Source organism: Halomicrobium sp. IBSBa, assembly GCF_017612575.1.
Taxonomy (GTDB): domain Archaea; phylum Halobacteriota; class Halobacteria; order Halobacteriales; family Haloarculaceae; genus Halomicrobium.
Genome location: NZ_JADPQC010000002.1, coordinates 33,776 through 52,577 on the forward strand (window position 1 = coordinate 33,776; position 18,802 = coordinate 52,577).

Consider the following 18,802-nt stretch of genomic DNA (forward strand, 5'->3'; position numbering starts at 1 on the left):
TCTGTGCAGGATATCCTCGCGAGGCTCGGATAGGGCCTGCACAGACGACGCGAGGCGCGCCTCGCCCTTTCATCCACCAGGGCACGGTCGGTTGCGCGGGCTACGGGAGCGGTGGACGGAAGCGATGCGTGCCAGCGAGAGCGCAATTACTCCATCGCAGCCCGGATCTGCGAGCGCAGCGACGCCTCGATGGGTGTCGGCTCTCGCAGGCGGATGTCGTCGGCCGAGAGCTCCATCGGCGATGGGGGGGTGCGGTCGACGATCGACAGCGCGGGCTCGGTGCCGGTCTCCTCGGCGACGATCGACTGGATCGACTCGCCGACCGCGGCGTTCGTGAAGGTGTACGACGAGACCGCAGCGGGGGTGTCGACGGCGAAAGAGCCGGTCCCGAGTTCGCGGAGGAAGGCACAGAGATCGCCCACGTCGACGTAGGGGCGAACGATCTCGCCGTCGCCCCAGACCTCGATCTCGCCGTCGAGGGCCTGTTCGATCATGTCCTGGGCCTGTCCGCGCGGGGCGGGACCGCCGACGACGTTGGGAAACCGGACGGTCGTGACCCCGTCGTACTCGCTGACGGCTCCCTCCGCGAGGTGCTTCGAGTGGCCGTAGCGGTTGACCTGGTCGGCAGCGGCGATGCTGGAGGCGAACACCACCGGCACGTCGCGTTCGCGGGCGACGCCGACGACGGTCGCCGTCCCCATGACGTTGTTCTCGACGAGGTGTCGCCAGTCATCGGTCCACACGTCGGCGTCGGCCGCGAGGTGGTAGACCACGTCGAACTCCTCGGTCTCGAAGAGCGCCTCGACGCGGTCGGCGTCCCGGATGTCGTCGGCCGGGTCGGCCGCGTTGTCGAAGCCGACGACCTCGTGGCCGGCCGCCGAGAGTTGCTCTGTCAGCACACCGCCGATGTACCCCGCGTGTCCGGTGACGAGCGCGTTCATTGCTCGTGGTTGCGCTGGCAGTTATTTGAATCCAGTGGAGGGCGTCGCCCGGCCGTGCCGACCGTCGCCACTCCCGAAGCAGAGATCGTGGGCGGCCTCAGCTCAGCTCGGCGAGGGTCTTCTCGGCCCACGTGACGGCGTATTCCGGGCCGTACTCGCCGTACGCGCTGGTGTCGAGGGCTGCGAACGGAGCCGGGACCTCGACGCCGTGTTTGATCGCCGAGCAGGCCAGTTCCGCCGCCGCGGGGAACTTCGTCTGGCCCATCGCGACCTCTCCGGAGAGGTCGCCGAGGCGCGGTTCGAGGCGCTCGCCCGCGTCGACCCACGCGTCGAACAGCACCGGCAGGTCGCCCTCCCAGTCGGCGAACACCGGGCGCGTCTGCAGGCCGACGAAGGCGTCGAAGACCGCCGCCGCGAGCTGGTAGGTGCCGGCCGGCGAGAGGTGGTCGGCCGTCGCCGCCGCGAACGACCGGTACCGCTCCTCGAAGAAGCCGAGGAACTGTTCGGGAACCCCCAGCCCAGTGGCGACCAGCGCCTCGGCCAGCAGGAACTCGACGAAGTCGTCCGGCGAGCCCGCCAGGCGAGGCTTGACCAACACGACCGCCGGGTCGGTCTGGCGCGTCCAGGCGACGCCGCCGTCGCCGGGCGTGCCGACGGTGAAGTCACTCGACGCGAAGGCGTGCAGTTCCGCGGGCGCGTCGTCGGACATCCACTCGTCGGGGTAGGACAACGGAGCCACGTCGTCGGTGACCAGCAGGAGCTCCTCGGCGACTGCCGGGTCCAGCGTCTCGAAGTCCCGCTCGCAGTCCAGTACGAGCGCGTCGGGCGCGTGGCGCTCGCGGACGGTCGCCAGCTCCCCGTCGAGGGAGCGCTCGCTGAACATCTACGCGAGCGCGAGGTTCGCGATCAGTGCCAGGGACAGCAGCGCCGAGACGGCGATGGTCCCGAGGACGATCTTCGTTGGGTTGCTCATGGACGTGAGTGGGATGTGTCGGCAATTAAAGCTTGAGTTTGCGCTTGGTCAATCGTCCGCACCGACCCCCGACGCACGGGCGACGGCACGCCACTTCCCCGTCCAGAAGCGCCCGGTGTTGACCGCGGCCTTGACGTAGTAGTCGCCGACGATGGCGGCGAAGATGGCGGGCAGCCCCCAGCCCATGCCGGGCGTGAGGGTGATCCCGAGGACGGGGATCGTCACGGCGAAGCCGACCGGCAGCGCGAGGACGGCGACGGGGATGCGATAGAGGTACGAACCGACGAAGGTGCCATAGAGGGGCCAGCGCGTGTCGCCGGCACCGCGGAGGCTGCCACGCATCGTCCGGGAGACGCTGAAGCCGGCGACCGCCAGCGCGAACACGCGGATGAACGTGACCGTCAGGTCCGGGTACTCCGTCCCGAAGAGCAGCGAGATGGGACGGGCAAAGACCACCAGCACGGCGGCGATCAGCAGCTGGGTGACCAGCGCGATCCGGACCGTCTGCCAGCCGTACTCTCCGGCGTCGGTGTCGTCGCCGGCCCCGACGTACTGGCCCACGAGCGTGCTCGCGGCCGTCGAGTACCCCCAGGCGGGCATCAACGCGAGCAACATCACGCGGCGGCCGATCGCGAAGGCGGCGACCGTCGGCGTCCCGAGCACGCCCAGCACGAACAGGAACGGGAAGCGCGCGAACGTCTGGAGCAGGCGCATCCCCGAGAGCGGGAGCGCGACGCGGACGATCTCGGTCAGCAGGTCCAGATCCAGCTGGCGGCCGCCGAGTCGGAGCGTCACGACGTAGCGCCCCGAGACCAGCAGCGCGAAGAAGACGGCCGCCGCGAGCGTGTTGGCGACGGCGGTCCCGACGGCGGCCCCGGCGATCCCCAGCCGCGGCGCGGGGCCGAGCCCGAAGATCAGGACGGCGTTGAGGACGATGTTGGTCGGTAGCGTCAACAGGCGGACGTACATCGGCGTCCGGGTGTCCGCGCTGCCCGCAAGCGCCCGCGCCGCGACCATGCTCCAGAACCGGGGGGCCAGCGACAGCATCACGATCGAGAGGTAGATACCCCCGAAGCGGATCGCGTCGGGATCGTTCGTGAGGAGCCCCACCAGCGGCTCGGCGTACACCCACGAAACGACGGTCAGCGGTGCCGAGATCAGGAGCGCGAGCCACAGCGACTGCTTGACCGCGAGGTCCGCCCGCGCTTCCTCGCCAGCGCCCTGGAGCCGGGAGACGACGCTGATCGTTCCCGAGGTGACAGCCAGCGACAGCCCGAAGCCGATGAAGTAGTACTGAAAGCCAAGCTCCAGCCCGGCGATGGCGGCGTCGCCAAGCGCCAGTCCGACCATCGCGAAGTCCGCGATCCGCAGGAAGATCCGCAGACCGCCGGTGACCATCACGGGCGCAGCCAGGTCGAGCGCCTCCGTCGACTTGTCGCGGTCGACCAGCCCGTACCGGGACAGCAGTGCCGGAAAGCCGTCGATGAACCGGCCGGGGAGTGTGGAGAGCCAGGCGACCAGCTGCGCGAGGCGGCGACGGACCATCGAGACGAAATCTGGACCGAACGGTACTGATAGTTTCGCTGGCGATGTGCAAAGCGTCGGGGACGAATCAGCGAACGGCGACGGCGTTCAGTCGTCCTGTGCGGGCGCTTTCGCCTGCTCGTCGTCCTCGTCGGCGGTCTCGGCGCGCGGGAAGTGCTCGATGGTCGCCGAGCGGAACCCTTCCTTGTCGAACTCGTAGTCGTCGCCCAGCGCCTCGACCAGGTGCTCGGTGTCACGCATGGCGTTTTTCAGGCTCGTGGAGGCACCCGGCGAAGGGGTGATGTTGAAGATCACGTCGTCGTCGGTGATCTTGGCCTCGCCCATGTCCAGCGTCTTGTTCTCGGTGTCGACGATCTGTGGCCGGACGCCGCCGTACCCCTTCGCGCGGTCGATGTCGTCCAGTTCGGCGGTCGGGACGACCTTCTGGACGTGGGGCAGGAAGGCCCGCTTGCCGACCTCGGGCAGGTCGTAGACGAGGTTCTTCAGCACGTAGGGCAGCAGGATGCGGTCGGCGAGGATGTTGGCGTAGCTGAGGAACGAGTGGACGTTCAGGCCGAACACGTCGAAGAAGTCACTGACAGTCGAGAGTTCGCCGCGTTCGAGCGCGGGGACGAGCTTGGCCGTCGGTCCGAAGCGCGTGACCGAGTCGTCGTGGACGTCGGCGTCGCCGTGGACCGCCGCGAAGGGCAGCTTCTTCATCTGGAGGGTGTACACCTTGCCGTTGAGGAAGTCGTCGGCCAGGAAGAAGCTCCCGGCGACCGGCAGCAGCGACATCCCCTCGCCGTAGCCCATCTCCTTGGCGATCTGGAGGCTGTGAGAGCCGGCGGCGACGACGGCCGCGTCGGACTCGAACCAGCCCGCGTCGGTCTGGAAGATGTAGCCGTCCTCGGTGTCGTCCATCTGGGTGACCTCGGTGCCGGTGAACACGTCGACGCCGTCGATCTCCTTGGCGTCCTCGACGAACGAGTGGGAGACGTCGCCGTAGTCGACGACGTAACCGTCCGGGGTCTGGAGCGCGAGCATCTCCTCGGTCGGGTCCCGGCCCTCGACGACTTTCGGCTCGATCTCGGCGATCTCGTCGCGGTCGATGGCGTCGAGTTTGGGGAACAGGTCGCCAAAGCCCTCCTCGTAGTAGCGGTCTTCGAGGCTCTGGACCTCCTCGTCCCCGACGGCCAGCACCATCTTCGAGCGCTTGCTGTGCAGCTCGCGGTCCGGGTCCACGTTTTCGAGATAGCCCGCGAGCATCTCCGCGCCCTCCTTGACCTGCTCGGCTTTTTCGAGAGTGTAGTTGGTCTCGATGTCACCGAAGTGCAAGGTCTGGGAGTTGTTCGTGTGGTGTGAGTTGATCGCCGCGATCTCCGATTCCTTCTCGACGAGCGCGATCTTCTCGATGTCGGTGAAGTTCGCGACCGTGTAGAGAAGCGATGCGCCACTGATCCCACCGCCGACGATAACGAGGTCGTATTGCTCTGTCATGATTAGTTCCTAGCCACCGCAGTGCGAACCGCTCACACCCCAAGTGTACGATCTGTGCTATTTAAGCCTCTCTACTCGCCAATCTGTGTGTAAGATAACACGTTCGCGCTGACAGTGTGTCCGCTCGGAAATTCGACACAAATAGGCAATTACGACGTGGTGCGTTTAATCCAGATGTGCAGTCGAATGCAACGCCATTCGATCGCGGTCCCCGAGGGCTCGCTCTCGTGATGGGGCTGTTGTGGTATAGAGCAGTTACCACACTCATACTGCCGGCTATAACTGTTTCAAGATATTCGCGATCCCGTGGTCGCAAAATTCTTCACAGAGTTACAGCCGGCAGTATCAGTTGGATCGGTCAGTAGAGAGAAAAACCGTCATTTGACCAAGTAGTATTACTAATTGCGACGATTGTCATATCATAACAGTGATACCACTACTTTTTCGATGCTCTGTATGGCTGTGCTGTTCTGGATGTCACAAAGAGATCTCCCTCCGAGAAGTGTACTGAAATATTATCTCTACAAGTCGACAAAGGCTGTCGAATTTTATCGGCCAGTCATGTATCTCTTCTTTCTGGCACAAGGTCTCGATTTCACCCAAATCGCTATTCTGGAAGCCATATACAACCTGACAACGCTGGCGGGGGAGATCCCGACTGGCTACATTGGTGACCGTGTTGGACGTCGAAACAGTCTCCTCATCGGCACAGTCATCATCTCAGCCACACTTGTCGGGATTGGGCTATCGAATTCGTTCTTGCCATTAGCTGTCTTGTATATCTGTTGGTCGATGGGCTACAACTTCCGGTCGGGAAGCGAAGACGCCTGGTTGTACGATACGCTCACGGACGACCTCTCGGAAGATCAGTTTGCACACGTCCGTGGTCGGGGTGAGTCAGTCTCACTGGCGATCGGTGCGGGTGCGGCGATCGTCGGTGGCTATCTCGGGAGTATCGATCTTTCGTATCCGTGGTTCGTCGCTGCGGCGATGACGACACTCGGCGTTTTGATCCTCCTCACGATAGACGAACCGGAGACCTACAAGCAAGCAGACACGTCCGACTTGAGCCTTCGCCAGACAGTTTCGATCGTCAAACAGGTCCTCTCACGACGTGACATCCGGGCGTTCGTCCTCTATTACTACGTGCTCTACGCGTCGGTAACGTACCTGGTGTTCGTGTTCCTCCAGCCGATATTCGAGTCGGTCGTCCTCGACCTCGGTGTGTCCGAGACACAGGTGGAATCACTACTCGGGTGGTTCTACGCAGCCTACAGCCTCTTCGGGGCGGGACTGAGCTACTACACTGGTGCGATTCGAGCTCGTCTCGGACTTCAGACGTGGTTTCTCGTATTGCCCTTCGGTGTCGGCGGAGCACTGGTCGGACTGTATTTCTTCCCAGTTCTCGCTCTGCCGGCGTTCCTGCTGATTCGAGGATTGTCTGATGTGACGCGATCACTCGCCGGTCAGTACATCAACGACCGTATCGAGACAATGGGACGAGCGACTGTTCTCAGCGCGATGGCCATGGTCAGTGGCCTGGCAGTCGTCCCGTTCCAACTCGGCAGTGGTGTCATCTCCGATGTTGTCACCCCATCGTTCGCACTCGCCGTGGATGGTGTCGTACTTATTGCTATCTCCATTGGAATTCTGTTGTGGGAGCCTCCTGTCAAGCAAGAACGATGATGGGGACGCCGACTTACCAGCGGGTTCGACAAGCACCGTGGTGGCAACAACTACGGTGTGAATACTTCTACGGCATCCTGCGAACGGTCCGGTCGTCGCTGATCGCTCAGGGAATCAGTTGCTCGCCGTCGTCGTCGTAGACGGCGATCGCGTCGACGGGACAGGAGCGGGCCGCGAACTTCGCGTCGAGTTCCGCGCCGTCGGGGACCTCGCGGACGAAGACGCCGTCGTCGGTCTCCTCGCTGTCGGCCAGCACCGCCTTGCCGGCGTCCTCGTCGCGTTCGAAGGCGTCCCACTCGGCGACGCACTGGAACATCCCGATACAGGTATCCCGATCGTACTCGATTCGCATACCCGCGCTTGCGGCCTCTCGGGCAAAGTGCTGTCGCCATCGGCCACGACCGCGACGCGAGGGCGACAGTTTAAACCACGGCAGGGGCCAATCGGAGCGTAATGGACGTTGCGGACCTGCCAGGTGTTCCGTCGTGGCTGCCAGAGCACCTGCAGTCGGCGGGGATCGAGGCACTGTACCCACCGCAGGCCGAGGCCGTCGAGGCCGGCGTCACGCGTGGCGAGAACCTCGTCGCCAGCATCCCGACCGCCAGCGGCAAGACCCTGATCGCACAGCTGGCGATGCTGTCGGCGATCACGGACGCCGCCGGAACGAGCGAAGTGCGTCCGCGGGACGATCCGGAGAACTCCGCCGCAGACGGCGACGGCACCGCTCTCGGCGGTACGGCGCTGTACATCGTTCCCCTGCGGGCGCTGGCCAGCGAGAAGCAGGCCGAGTTCGAGCAGTTCGAGCAGTACGGGCTCGACGTGGGCGTCTCGACGGGCAACTACGAGTCGGACGGCGGGTGGCTCGCCGACAAGGACATCGTCGTCGCCACCAGCGAGAAGGTCGACTCGCTGGTGCGCAACGACGCGCCGTGGCTCGACGACCTGGCCTGTGTCGTCAGCGACGAGGTCCACCTCGTCGACGACGCCGAACGCGGGCCGACGCTTGAGGTGACCCTCGCGAAGCTGCGACGGATCAACCCCGACATGCAGACGGTCGCGCTGTCGGCGACGATCGGCAACGCCGACGTGCTCGCCGAGTGGCTCGACGCCGAACTCGTCGACTCGGACTGGCGACCGATCTCCCTGAAGAAGGGGGTCCACTTCGGACAGGCGCTGCACCTCGAAGACGGCAGCCAGTCGGAGCTGCCGGTCCACAATAGCGAGAAGCAGACCGCCGCCATCGTCCGGGACACCCTCGACGACGACGGCTCGACGCTGGTGTTCGTCAACTCCCGGCGCAACGCGGAGGCCGCCGCGGGACGACTAGCCAGCGTCACCCGCGAGGCCCTGACTCCGGAAGAGCGAGAGCAACTCGCGGACGTGGCCGCGGAGATCAGAGACGTGAGCGACACCGAGACGAGCGACGACCTGGCCGACGCCGTCGCCGACGGGGCCGCATTTCACCACGCCGGATTGGCGTCGGGACACCGCGAACTCGTCGAGGAGGCGTTTCGCGACCGCCTGCTGAAGGTCGTCAGCGCCACGCCGACGCTGGCGGCGGGAGTCAACACGCCCAGCCGCCGGGTCGTCGTCCGGGACTGGCGACGCTACGACGGCACCGCTGGCGGAATGCAGCCCCTCTCGGTACTCGAAGTCCACCAGATGATGGGGCGGGCCGGCCGGCCGGGGCTGGACCCCTACGGCGAGGCGATCATCCCCGCCGCGAGCCACGACGAACTCGACGAGCTGTTCGACCGGTACGTCTGGGCCGATCCCGAGCCGGTCCAGTCGAAGCTGGCCGCCGAGCCGGCGCTGCGGACTCACCTGCTGGCGACGGTCGCGAGTGGGTTCGCCCGCTCTCGGCACGGGCTGCTCGAGTTCCTCGAACGAACGCTCTATGCCACCCAGACCGACGAGAGCGGCCGGCTGGCACGGGTCGTCGACGAGGTGCTGGGCTACCTGCAGCGCAACGACTTTCTGGAGCGTGATGGCGAGGAGCTCTCGGCGACCTCGCTGGGCCACACCGTGTCCCGGCTCTACCTCGATCCGATGAGTGCCGCCGAGATCATCGACGGCCTGCGGTCGGGCGGTGGTTCTGGTGCCAGCGGCGACGACGCGAGCGAGGAACCGGCCGGTTTCACGACCGCGAGCGAGCTCGCCGACGAGGCGGGCGACGGCGAGGCAGTCAACGACCCGACTGCGATGGGACTGTACCACCTCGTCGCGCGCACCCCGGACATGTACGAGCTGTACCTCCGTTCGGGCGACGAAGAGGAGTACAGCCAGATCGCCTTCGAACGTGAGGCGGAGTTCCTCGGGCGGATGCCGTCGGAGTTCGAAGACGACCGGTTCGAGGACTGGCTCGCCGCGCTCAAGACCGCACGCTTGCTGGAAGACTGGGCCAGCGAGGTCGACGAGGACGAGATCACCGACCGCTACGGCGTCGGCCCCGGCGACATCCGCGGCAAGGTCGAGTCCGCCCAGTGGTTGCTTGGGGCCGCCGAGTCGCTGGCGAGCGAACTCGGGCTCGACGCCGCGCCGGCCATCCGGCGGGCCCGGACCCGAGTCGAGCACGGCGTCCGCGAAGAGCTAGTCGACCTGGCGGGCGTCCGCGGCGTCGGGCGCAAGCGCGCACGACGGCTGTTCGACGCCGGCATCGAGAGCCGTGCCGACCTCCGGGACGCCGAGAAGTCGGTCGTGCTGGCGGCGCTGCGAGGCAGGGCCAAGACCGCCGAGAACGTCCTGGAGAACGCCGGCCACCGCGATCCGTCGATGGACGGCGTCGAGCCCTCCGAGGACGTGTCGTACGAGCGAAGCGACGGCGACGAGCGAGGAACGGACGACGAGGAGACGACAGACGACCAGACCAGCCTGGGTGATTTCTGATGCAGGTGATCGAGGGCACTGCGACCGTCGACGACGTGGACCAGTTCGTCGAGCGACTCGGATCGCTGGGCGACGATCACGGCGTCGTCGTCCAGGCGTTCGACGCCCGCTACGTCGTCGACCGACGGCACCTCGAACGGGCGGTCGAGTTGGCCGATCGCGCGTTCGACCGCGGCGAGTCGATCGCCCGCGACCGGGCCGTCGAGATCCTGCTGTACGCCGCCGGTCGCCGCCAGATCAACCGCGCGCTGGCGATAGGTGTCGGAGAGGGCAGCCAGCCCGCCGTCGTCGTGGTCCACGACCCCTCGGGCGAGGGCAGCGAGGGCGCGGCCGCCGACGCCGTCAGCGCCCTGCTCGAACCGGGCGAGACGCTCGGTCGGTACGACGAGGAGCTCGTGCGGGAGTTCTTCGACGTGAACGAGGCCGAGCTGGCGGCGACCAGTGGCACGCTCTCGGATCTCGTCGCCGAGCGGGTCGCGCTGTTGACCGTCGAGCGATGACGCCGACGGGAGTGTCCGTGTCGCGGGTGCGAGACGTGTCCGTCTCTCGTCACGTATGACGATCACCCCAGAACGGTATCGACGGCACTCACGAGCACGCCCAGTCGCGTGAGCGAGCGGACCGGAGCCTCGTCGATCGACTGAAGACGGTGATCCCGTTCGTCGGCGGCGGGCACGCGCACGGAGAGATGGACACCGACCGTGGGCTCCTGGGAATCGCGTGGTTCGCGTTCGTCCTGGGGTTCGCACACGAAGAAGAGTTCGAGATCATCGCGCTCTGTGCCGGTTCGGACGCGTGTCTCGAACTCATGAGTGCGTACGCGCTGACGGTCGTCGTCGGCATCGTCGGGCTGACGATACTGTTGATCGCGGGCTACCAGCGCTGTGAGGAACGCGTCGAGCGGTACGCGCCGTATCTCCCCGTGTTCTCCGCGGTCGTCCTCGTCGTCATGGGGATCGGCTTCGTCACCGGCATCTTCTGATACGGCCGTCGTCGGTCGGTGAACGAGACCGGGCTACGTCGTCGGGTTCTCCAGTACGATGGTCTGGTCGCGGCCGGGGCCGACGCCGACGGCGTACAGCGGCGTGTCCAGTTCCGACTCGACGAATTCGAGGTAGTCGCGGGCGTTCTCCGGGAGCGCGTCGTAGCCCTCGCTGGCGACGGCGTCCCAGTCGACCTCGGGCCAGCCGTCGAACGTGCGGTAGTTCACCGAGCAGCGACCCCACTCCTCGGTCGTCGGCGGGACGGTGTCGATCTCGGTGCCGTCGAGATCGTAGCTGACGCCGACCTGGACCTCGTCGAGGCCGGCCAGTACGTCGATGTGGCCGACGACGACGCCGGTGAACCCGCTGGCCCGCGTCGCGTGGCGAAGCACCGGGAGGTCGAGCCAGCCGACACGGCGCGGTCGGCCGGTGACCGTGCCGTACTCGCCGCCCTCGTCGCGGATGTAGGTCGCGAGTTCCTCCTCGCGCTCTCCGGCATCACTCAGCGGCTGCGCCGCTTCGTGGTCCGAGGCGCGCTGCCCCTCGCTGCCCTCGTAGCCCGGCGTGTCGCCCTCGACGCCGGCCAGCTCGGTCGGCAGCGGGCCGCTGCCGACGCGGGTGGCGTAGCCTTTGACGATGCCGACGATCTCGCCCTGCCCGATCTCGGTCGGCCCGAGGCCAGTCCCGGTACAGGCCCCACCGGCGGTCGGGTTCGACGAGGTGACGAAGGGGTAGTTCCCGTGGTCGATGTCGATGAGCGTCCCCTGTGCGCCTTCGAGCAGCACCTCGTCGCCGTCGTCGATGCGAGACTGGAGGTAGTCGCCACAGTTGACGGTCATCCCTTCCTCGGCGAGTCGCTCGCCGTAGCCGCTGTAGGTCTCGAAGAGCGTCGCCAGGTCGAGTTCCTCGCCGCATTCCTTGCCGAACACGTCCTCGACGACGGCACGCTTCTGGGGGACGACGTACTCCAGTCGCGTCCGCAACACCTCCTCGTCGAGCAGGTCGCCGACCCTGATTCCCCGCCGGCCGGCCTTGTCCTCGTAGGTCGGGCCGATCCCCCGGCCCGTCGTCCCGACCTCCTCGTCTTTGTCCTCCTCTTCGATCCCGTCCAGTCGCCGGTGGTACGGGAAGATGACGTGGGCGCGCTCTGCGACGCGCACGTCCGGATCGAGGCCGCGCTCGCGGAGGGCGTCGAGTTCGTCGAACAGCGTCTCGGGGTTGACGACACAGCCGTTGCCGATGACGCAGGTCTTCCCTCGAACGACGCCGGAGGGCAGCAAGGAGAGTTCGTAGGTCTCGTCGCCGACGACGACGGTGTGGCCGGCGTTGTCGCCGCCCTGATAGCGAACGACGACGTCGGCACCCTCACCGTAGAGATCGACGGTGCCGCCCTTCCCCTCGTCGCCCAGCTGCGAGCCGATGATCGTGACGGTCATACCGCCCCGGTATTTTTACCCTCGCTACAAATCGGTGCCGGTTTCGGGTCTGACAGCCCGCTGGCCGATCCGTCAGTACTCCCGCTCGCCGGCTTCGATCGTGGTGTCGAGCCAGTTGGCCTCGGGTGGGAGCGGACAGGAGAACGTCTCGCTGAACGCACAGAAGGGGTTGTACGCGAGATTGAAATCGAGCACGACCTCGTCGCCGTCGGCGAGGGTCTCGTCGGGCTCCAGTTCCATGTAGCGCCCGCCGGAGTAGGTCTGCTGACCGGTCGTCTTGTCGCGGAAGGGGACGAAGATCGCGTCGTCGGCGTCCTGACGGTAGCCCGCGAGTTCGTACGCCTCGCCGTCGATCTCGAAGTCGAACGTGACGACGCGCCGGTAGCGGACCGTCCGGCCGTCGCTGGTCTCCATCTCGACCGGCTCGGGCGAGTCGGCGACGGTGACCGTCGCAGTCACCCGGTAGGTCGGATCGGGTTCGAAGTAGTCCAGCCCATCGAAGTCCTCGCGGTCTTCTGGCGGGATCGGCGACTGGCGGTGTTCGTCGAAGAAGGCGTCTTTCTCCTCGCGACTCGCTCGCAGTTCGTCGGCCCATCCGTCGGGTACGTCGCTCATGGGGTGGGGTACGCCACGGGGAGGTTTATACTGCCGGCTGTCGGACGCGAGCGAGACACGACGGGCTCGGCGACGAGCGTCACGAGAGAATGCGCCGTCCGGGAATTGAACCCGGGCTATTAGCTTGGGAAGCTAATGTCCTACCACTGGACCAACGGCGCTCACTTCGTTCGCCCCGCGGATCGTGAACTGCCTGTTCACTCACCAACGGCGCGCTCACTACGTTCGCGCCCCGCGGATCGCGAACCACTCGTTCGCTCACCAACGGCGCTCGTTCACACGTTGTACCTCGGTCGCACTTGAACGTAGCGTTTCGTCGGACGACAGCGACTTGTCGCTACAGGCCCCAGTCGTCGCCGTGACGCCACGGACGGACCCGCTCCCGCCGTCGCTCTTGCTGTACTTCGACGCGAGCGTCCGCTACGGCCAGGACAACGCGACGCCGACCTCCGCAGCGGTGGGGTTCGTCGTCGAAGACGGCACGGAGACGATGATAGAGGGATCGCTTCCGGTTCGGACGTTCGTCTCCAGCGCACACTTGGAGTACCGCGCGCTGTTAGAGAGCGTGCAGGCGGTCGCGGGCCTGGACGGGCGGATCGCCTCGTTACACGTCCACGGCGACGCCGACGCGGTGATCGACGCGGTCGACCCGGCGACCGACGCGACGCCGGGCGACCGGATCATGCGCCAGCGCGTCGCGGCCATCCGGGCGGCCGTCGACGAGATCCCGACGGTCACCTACCGCGCCGTCGGGCGGGGGCGCAACGAGCGCGCCCACGAACTCGCGCAGTCGGGCCACGCGACCGAGTAGCCGAGGTTAGCGGCGGCGGCGGCCCAGCAGGGCTGCGATCGCGAGTGCGAGCGCCGCGGCCAGAGCGTCGAAGCCGGGACCGGAGCCCGTCGTCGTCACCGCACCGCCGCCCGACGCGTCCGTCTCGGGTGGCTCGCCGCCGGACGCGGCGTCGGTGGTCGGCTGCCGGTCCGTCTCTGTCGGGGTCGCCGTCGGCGCATCGACCGCGATGGTGCCCGCCGCCGTCCCCGGATCGACGCGACCGCCGTCGTCGTCGTCGATCTGAGCAGCCTCGACGGCGAGGGGCGCGGTGCCCGTGCCGTTGGCCTCGACGGTGACCGTCGCGAGGGTCACGTTCGTGGCACCCGGGCCGACTGCGGACTCTAGGTCTGCCGCCTCGATCGTGATTTCCCGGCCGTCGGGACCGACATCGGGGTCAGTTGTCGGTCGGAACTGGTCGGGATACTCGGCACCGCCGACGGTCGCGACGCCAGAGCGGAGCGCGAGGCGGACCTCGAACCCGGCGAGTCCGTCCGGAGCCGAGTCGAGTGCCACGCGAACCGTCGTCGAGCCGTCCGGTTCCAGCGTCGCGTCGTCGATCGTGAGCGTCGGCTCGCTCTGGACGCCTCCGGCGGGCGCGACCGCCAGACAGGCCGCCAGGACGACGACGCAGGCGAGGACGAGCGGTCGAGTCGTCATCGGTCGACGATCAGATCTCCTCGTAGAGCTCGACGACGTCGTCGAAGTCGATCTGGCCGTTGTCGTTGAAGTCGTAGGCCGCCGGATTCAGCCGGACGGCGTCGGAGTCGATCGCCTCGAACAGCAAGACCACGTCGTCGTAGTCGACGCGCCCGTTGCCGTTGACGTCCTCGTAGCGCCCGTCGCTGTCGGGGTCTTCCGGGACAGCGCCGCCGCCGGCAGCGGGGGGGCCGGTGATGACGAGCCCGCGACGGGTCTCGACGCCGATCTCGACGCCCGCCTCGTCGTCGATCCCTTCGACGGACACCGCGAGGTCCGTCGTGCCGGGAGCACTGCCGGTGACTTCGACGCCGGCAAGCGTCACGTCGAGTGAGCCGGGCTGGATCGAGCGCTCGATGTCGCCGACGCGGATCGTCGCGCTCGAACCGTCGTCGGCGATACTGACCTTCTGCAGGCCGATCGCGTCGGGGAACGTCACGTCGGAGATCGCCGCGACCTCGGGATCGGTGAGCGAGACGGTGAACTCCCCACCGGCGAATCCACCCGGCGCGGCGTTCATCGTGAGATCGACGGTGCCGGTCGCCTCCGGGGAGACGGCGACGGCCGAAGCGTCGAGGATCGCGTCGGGCTGGTAGACGTACAGCCCGTCGTTGGGGTACGAACGAGCGGGACCGCCGAAGCCGTCCTCACAGCAGAGCACGCGCCCGTCGTCCATCACGTAGACGTTGTCGATGTTGCGCAAGGCGTCGTCGGCGTCGGCGGCCGGATCGGTGAAGTCGGGGCCGACGATCACCGGCTCCAGCGTCGAGACGTTGTAGTCGCGTTCGATCTGGCCACGGTAGACGACGCCGCCGTCGACGCGGTCCATCTGCACGTCGCCCTCGTCGTCCGCGAGGGCGTCGTTGAACTCCGAGATGCCGAAGTAGACGAAGTCGCCGGGGCCGGCGTCGTCCTGGCTGTCGACGCCTTCGGCCTTGTTGAACTCGATGGAGGCACCGATCTCCTTGGCGGCGGCGCGCGTTTCGAGGAAGGGCACGCGTCGGAGCGCCTCGTCGACGTTCTCCGGGCCGTTCTGTTCGTACTGGTCGGCCCACTCGACGATCTCGTCGTTCGTGATGTAGTTCTGGTTGCCGTCCTCGACGACCGTCTTGTCGGCCTCTTCGAGCGCAGTCGCCAGGTCGTCGGTCCAGTCGGTCTCGGCGTGGGCTTCGAGGTAATCCTCCTGGGTCACGTCGTCGTACTCGGCGATCCAGGACTCGATTTCGGCGTTGCTGGCGTGACCGAGTGCCAGCCACTCGATCTCCAGAGAGACGGCTGCCGGAGAATTTCGCTCGCCGCCGTCGGCGACCGAGGCCGCGTCGTTGGTGATCTTCGGCGCGTACAGAGTCCCCTCGACGTCCATCGGGTCCTCGTAGCTCGGGATCGGCTCGTCGGCGACGAACTTGTAGATGCCCTTGCTGTCGCCGTCCGAGCAGCCATAGACCGTCCGCTCGTCGGGCAACACGTCGGGCGACTCCCAGGCCGCGCGTCCCATCACGTAGTACTTGATCGGCTCTGGGGTCTCCGCGGCCGGCTCGCGGAAGTCGACGTGGTAGCCGTAGCGGTAGGGGTTGGGGTACACGTCGCCGATCGGGTTCGTCGTGTTGTTCTCGTTGTCGCCGGTCTGGTCGACCTGTTCCGCGCCGAGGTAGTACGCGAGGAACTCGACGCCGTCCAGCGCCCAGTACCCCTGGACGAACCACGAGTCGTCGCCGTAGTAGTCGTCGATCGCGTCCTGGATACCCACCGGGTTCGGCCGGTTCCAGAACTGACAGCCGCCGACGAGTCCCTTGCCGGTGCCGGCCGCCTCGATGTCGCCAACCGTGTTGGTCAGCGAAACACGGGGATGAGCGTAGTTCTCCTCCGAGGAGAGCATCGTGTTCCACGGGCTGCGGTCGCCGTAGCAGTTGATCCGCGTCCCGCCGAGTTCGCGGAGCGGTTCCGTGTTCGCCAGGTTCGTGGCGTTCTCCAGGTCCGCTTCCCACTCGCCCTCGTCGGTCCGACTGACGGGCAGACGAGTGACGTTGCCCGGACTGTTCTCCCAGTTCGTGTAGAGATACCCCTCTGTTCCGTCGTCGTTCGTCGGGATGAACTGGTTGCAGTCGGGGTTGGTCGCGGCCGCGCCGTACTGGGTCCCCGCGAAGTTGTCCTGCGTAATCTCGGTGCCGTCGGGGGTCTGGACGACGCCGAATCGCTCGTCGCCGCCCTGGATCTCTTCCCGAGCGTGCGCCAGGAAGACGTACTCGCCCTCCGAAGAACGGATCCGTCCCTGTTCGTCGACCGTCGAGGGAACCGACAGCTCGGAGAAGTCGTCGTTGTCGCCGTCCAGTTCGAACGAAAAGCCACTGAAGTAGCCCACCCCGGCCCGGTCGAAGGGCGCTTCGTTTGCCTTCACGTCCGAGTTTTCGAAGTCGCCGCCACGGTCGCCCGTCGCGGGGTGTTGGTTGCTGTAGAGGAGACTGCCGTCCTGAAAGACGAACGGGCCAGTCACTTCCGCGCCGAAGGAGGTCGTCGAGAATCGCTTCAACGACCCGTTCACGCCGGGCGCACCCGGCGTGTTCGATTCACCCACTTCGTCACCACTCGCGACACCCGCGACGCTCGCACCGAGCGCCGCTGCCACCGAACTCGCCATTAGATTCCGTCGATTGAGATCTACCATCTGCGGGTGGATCCGGGGAACCGCTGGTAAAGCTCGTTTATATGAGGGGTCCGTGCGTCGACGTACCGCTGTGACCGAAATTACTAGGCGATCCTAATCAAAACTATCTCGATATCTATTGTGAAATGATTTCACACAGCGCCGGGAAAATTCCGGGCTTTCGACAGAGTCCGAGGGTGGACCGCCCCGCCGTCGGCTGTGAGACGAGAGGTGTACAGGTACCGGGCCGGTTCAGAGCGTCACTGACGGTCGGCGATGCCCTCGCGGATCTCACTGGCGCGCTTGCGGACCCGCGAGACGTAGCGTTCGGCCCGCTCGGGCTTGTGACCGTAGAAGGAAGCGACCCACTGGGCGTCGACGCCCGGCATCGTCACGAAGTACGCCGCCAGCGTGTCCCGGCCGGCCTGGACGATTTCCGGCGGGATACCCCGACCGCCGGTCCCGACCTCCGCGAAGCCGTTGACGTCGAAGTACACGTCGGCGTACAGCAGCGCGCTCTCCTCGTCCTCGAAGGTCTTCCCACAGTGGTCCGGCGCTTCGAACCGATACTGTGACCCCTCCTCCGCGGGGAGTTCGACGACCGAAACGTCCAGCGGATACGACGCACAGACCCGTTCGCCCTCCTGTCGTTCCCGTGACTGAGACATACACCGGTCGCTCGGAGGGAGACCACATCAACGTATGTAAGAGTCGTACGGAGCGGTCCCACAGCCTCCTGTGAGAACTATTTGCACGACCGAGCGGAGCCACCGCAAACGGATGCGTATCCGATCGCACTGCTGTCGTGCGGTCGGTGTGTGGATCGTCCGCCGCCGGGTCAAGGCCTTTGACGCTGGCAGTCGACGTACCGAGTGATGTCCCACACGCTGGTCAACTACGAGGACGTGGAACCGCGCGCCGAGAGCATGCACTTTCTGCGAGACGCCCTCGGAACCGAGCAGTTGGGCGTGACGGTGCTGGACTGCGACCCCGGCTGGAGCGGGATGGAGCACGACCACGCCGACGAAGACCACGAGGAGGTGTACTACCTCACGGAGGGCACGGCGACGGTCACCGTCGACGGCGAGGCCGTCGAGATGGACGCCGGCGACGCGCTCCGAGTGTCGCCCGACGCGACCCGCAGTATCCAGAACGGCGACACCGAGAGCACGTTCGTGCTCGTCGGTGCGCCGTGAGAGCTGTTGCTGTCGGGTTGTAGCGAACGAAGATCGGTCAAAGTGTGGTGCAGGTGAAAACGGACGTGGTAGATGGAGCGAACGAGTGATCGACGACCGCAGCCGCGAGCCTCGCGGGTCACCAGGTTTCCTGTGCGTTGGTCCAACGGTCACTCTCCGGTTGCTCTCTCATATCGTGGCGCACATACTACCGTAAAGCTCCTTCCTACACGAAAAAGGAGAATCGGTTTGGGATCTACAGCGTGTCATAGAAGATGTTAATAATATTAGAGTGAGTGACATTCAATATAACGAGGGTAGTATCACTCAGTCGAATAGTGTTGAAGGTTATGAAACAAACGAAATAAATAATAAATGAAGATGGATGTGAATTGGAAGACTATCGCGATAGATCCGAGAAGATCGCTCGTCCCAGCAATCATCGTCCTCATTACCGGCGGTTTTCTATCGTTCGCCACGCACACGAATACCATCTCTATTCCGAGCTCATTACGAATACTAAATATAACCTCCATTATTGCGTTCCCGGTCATCATCGGCACTCTCTCCTACACTTATTTCCGAACCGAGGTGTCGCTGTGGGAGATCCCAGTAGTATTCTTCTGGGGTTACATTAGTAACAACATTATTTTGTTCGTTTTGTTCTTGGTGACACTCGATTCAGCGGTGTCCTCGACCGCGTCGCCTGGCAGTGTCGGTGTCTCTCGAGGGCTCTGGTATCTCAAACTTTTCGCACTTGATTCTGCTACGTACTCGCTATTATATGGGTTTGCAGCAACGCGTCATCGTATCTTCCGCATGCTATTGGTTCTTTTCACACCTGTTCTATACGGGACTATATATGTCGCTCTCTTAGTTGTGTAATACTCTTTCTACCGCCAGCAATCGTCTGAAAA

Annotated in this window: 15 protein-coding genes, 1 tRNA gene and 1 pseudogene; 6 read left to right on the forward strand and 11 right to left on the reverse strand. The window is 65.5% G+C overall.

The annotated features are described in order from the left end of the window. Positions 1–146 precede the first annotated feature (146 nt). From IL252_RS06820 to IL252_RS06835, 4 genes are all read right to left on the reverse strand, one after another. Entirely contained in the window at positions 147–941 is a 795-nt protein-coding gene (locus tag IL252_RS06820) for an NAD(P)-dependent oxidoreductase (protein WP_208627405.1), read from the reverse strand. A gap of 97 nt (positions 942–1,038) precedes the next feature. Continuing rightward, positions 1,039–1,824, reverse strand: a complete 786-nt coding sequence (locus tag IL252_RS06825; RefSeq protein WP_208627406.1) for a hypothetical protein — start codon at positions 1,822–1,824, stop codon at positions 1,039–1,041. A gap of 138 nt (positions 1,825–1,962) precedes the next feature. After that, a complete protein-coding gene (locus IL252_RS06830; RefSeq protein WP_208627407.1) occupies positions 1,963–3,459 on the reverse strand; it encodes an MATE family efflux transporter in 1,497 nt (498 codons plus the stop codon). An 87-nt stretch (positions 3,460–3,546) separates the two neighbouring features. Then, positions 3,547–4,935: an FAD-dependent oxidoreductase gene (locus IL252_RS06835; protein WP_170092945.1), complete on the reverse strand. Its 1,389-nt coding sequence runs from the start codon at positions 4,933–4,935 to the stop codon at positions 3,547–3,549. A gap of 456 nt (positions 4,936–5,391) precedes the next feature. Here IL252_RS06835 and IL252_RS06840 point away from each other — a divergent pair, with 456 nt between their 5' ends. Continuing rightward, a complete protein-coding gene (locus IL252_RS06840) occupies positions 5,392–6,621 on the forward strand; it encodes an MFS transporter (RefSeq protein ID WP_244256918.1) in 1,230 nt (409 codons plus the stop codon). Positions 6,622–6,727: 106 nt separating this feature from the next. Here IL252_RS06840 and IL252_RS06845 read toward each other — a convergent pair whose 3' ends face one another. Further along, positions 6,728–6,973, reverse strand: a complete 246-nt coding sequence (locus IL252_RS06845; RefSeq protein ID WP_153554767.1) for a ferredoxin — start codon at positions 6,971–6,973, stop codon at positions 6,728–6,730. Between the two features lie 101 nt (positions 6,974–7,074). Here IL252_RS06845 and IL252_RS06850 point away from each other — a divergent pair, with 101 nt between their 5' ends. From IL252_RS06850 to IL252_RS06860, 3 genes and pseudogenes are all read left to right on the forward strand, one after another. Beyond that, positions 7,075–9,507, forward strand: a complete 2,433-nt coding sequence (locus IL252_RS06850; protein ID WP_208627408.1) for an ATP-dependent DNA helicase — start codon at positions 7,075–7,077, stop codon at positions 9,505–9,507. Continuing rightward, complete coding sequence (gene cgi121 / locus IL252_RS06855) at positions 9,507–10,007, forward strand: KEOPS complex subunit Cgi121 (RefSeq protein ID WP_208627409.1); 501 nt, start codon at positions 9,507–9,509, stop codon at positions 10,005–10,007. The genes IL252_RS06850 and cgi121 overlap by 1 nt, the downstream gene beginning before the upstream one ends. A gap of 137 nt (positions 10,008–10,144) precedes the next feature. Further along, positions 10,145–10,489: pseudogene (locus IL252_RS06860) on the forward strand (hypothetical protein); the annotation flags it as partial. 33 nt (positions 10,490–10,522) lie between these two features. Here the strand turns inward: IL252_RS06860 and IL252_RS06865 are convergent. The 3 genes from IL252_RS06865 to IL252_RS06875 all read right to left on the reverse strand — a co-directional run bounded on the left by IL252_RS06865 (position 10,523) and on the right by IL252_RS06875 (position 12,702). Continuing rightward, positions 10,523–11,926, reverse strand: coding sequence for an adenylosuccinate synthase (locus IL252_RS06865; protein WP_208627411.1), 1,404 nt, complete (start codon positions 11,924–11,926; stop codon positions 10,523–10,525). Between the two features lie 72 nt (positions 11,927–11,998). Then, the gene (locus IL252_RS06870) at positions 11,999–12,541 is read right to left on the reverse strand and encodes a DUF1684 domain-containing protein (protein ID WP_208627412.1); all 543 of its coding nucleotides are present in this window, start codon (positions 12,539–12,541) and stop codon (positions 11,999–12,001) included. A gap of 90 nt (positions 12,542–12,631) precedes the next feature. Continuing rightward, a tRNA-Gly gene (locus tag IL252_RS06875) sits at positions 12,632–12,702 on the reverse strand. 197 nt (positions 12,703–12,899) lie between these two features. On the opposite strand from IL252_RS06875, the gene IL252_RS06880 reads away from it, so the two are divergent. Next, positions 12,900–13,352 (forward strand): reverse transcriptase-like protein, encoded by a 453-nt coding sequence (locus IL252_RS06880; protein ID WP_208627413.1) that lies wholly within the window; start codon positions 12,900–12,902, stop codon positions 13,350–13,352. 6 nt (positions 13,353–13,358) lie between these two features. Here the strand turns inward: IL252_RS06880 and IL252_RS06885 are convergent, their stop codons facing one another. From IL252_RS06885 to IL252_RS06895, 3 genes are all read right to left on the reverse strand, one after another. After that, positions 13,359–14,030: a cell surface protein gene (locus IL252_RS06885; protein WP_208627414.1), complete on the reverse strand. Its 672-nt coding sequence runs from the start codon at positions 14,028–14,030 to the stop codon at positions 13,359–13,361. Between the two features lie 10 nt (positions 14,031–14,040). Beyond that, positions 14,041–16,731 (reverse strand): alkaline phosphatase PhoX, encoded by a 2,691-nt coding sequence (locus tag IL252_RS06890; RefSeq protein WP_208627415.1) that lies wholly within the window; start codon positions 16,729–16,731, stop codon positions 14,041–14,043. Positions 16,732–16,970: 239 nt separating this feature from the next. Then, positions 16,971–17,378: a hypothetical protein gene (locus IL252_RS06895; protein WP_208627416.1), complete on the reverse strand. Its 408-nt coding sequence runs from the start codon at positions 17,376–17,378 to the stop codon at positions 16,971–16,973. Positions 17,379–17,585: 207 nt separating this feature from the next. Here IL252_RS06895 and IL252_RS06900 point away from each other — a divergent pair, with 207 nt between their 5' ends. Beyond that, entirely contained in the window at positions 17,586–17,906 is a 321-nt protein-coding gene (locus IL252_RS06900; protein WP_208627417.1) for a cupin domain-containing protein, read from the forward strand. Positions 17,907–18,802: the final 896 nt, after the last annotated feature.

Coding starts and splice junctions, on each gene's coding strand:
- IL252_RS06840 (WP_244256918.1), top strand. CDS start 5,392: ATGGCTGTGCTGTTCTGGATGTCACAAAGAGATCTCCCTCCGAGAAGT.
- IL252_RS06825 (WP_208627406.1), bottom strand. CDS start 1,824: ATGTTCAGCGAGCGCTCCCTCGACGGGGAGCTGGCGACCGTCCGCGAG.
- IL252_RS06900 (WP_208627417.1), top strand. CDS start 17,586: ATGTCCCACACGCTGGTCAACTACGAGGACGTGGAACCGCGCGCCGAG.
- cgi121 (WP_208627409.1), top strand. CDS start 9,507: ATGCAGGTGATCGAGGGCACTGCGACCGTCGACGACGTGGACCAGTTC.
- IL252_RS06830 (WP_208627407.1), bottom strand. CDS start 3,459: ATGGTCCGTCGCCGCCTCGCGCAGCTGGTCGCCTGGCTCTCCACACTC.
- IL252_RS06890 (WP_208627415.1), bottom strand. CDS start 16,731: ATGGTAGATCTCAATCGACGGAATCTAATGGCGAGTTCGGTGGCAGCG.
- IL252_RS06845 (WP_153554767.1), bottom strand. CDS start 6,973: ATGCGAATCGAGTACGATCGGGATACCTGTATCGGGATGTTCCAGTGC.
- IL252_RS06835 (WP_170092945.1), bottom strand. CDS start 4,935: ATGACAGAGCAATACGACCTCGTTATCGTCGGCGGTGGGATCAGTGGC.
- IL252_RS06850 (WP_208627408.1), top strand. CDS start 7,075: ATGGACGTTGCGGACCTGCCAGGTGTTCCGTCGTGGCTGCCAGAGCAC.
- IL252_RS06870 (WP_208627412.1), bottom strand. CDS start 12,541: ATGAGCGACGTACCCGACGGATGGGCCGACGAACTGCGAGCGAGTCGC.
- IL252_RS06885 (WP_208627414.1), bottom strand. CDS start 14,030: ATGACGACTCGACCGCTCGTCCTCGCCTGCGTCGTCGTCCTGGCGGCC.
- IL252_RS06895 (WP_208627416.1), bottom strand. CDS start 17,378: ATGTCTCAGTCACGGGAACGACAGGAGGGCGAACGGGTCTGTGCGTCG.
- IL252_RS06820 (WP_208627405.1), bottom strand. CDS start 941: ATGAACGCGCTCGTCACCGGACACGCGGGGTACATCGGCGGTGTGCTG.
- IL252_RS06865 (WP_208627411.1), bottom strand. CDS start 11,926: ATGACCGTCACGATCATCGGCTCGCAGCTGGGCGACGAGGGGAAGGGC.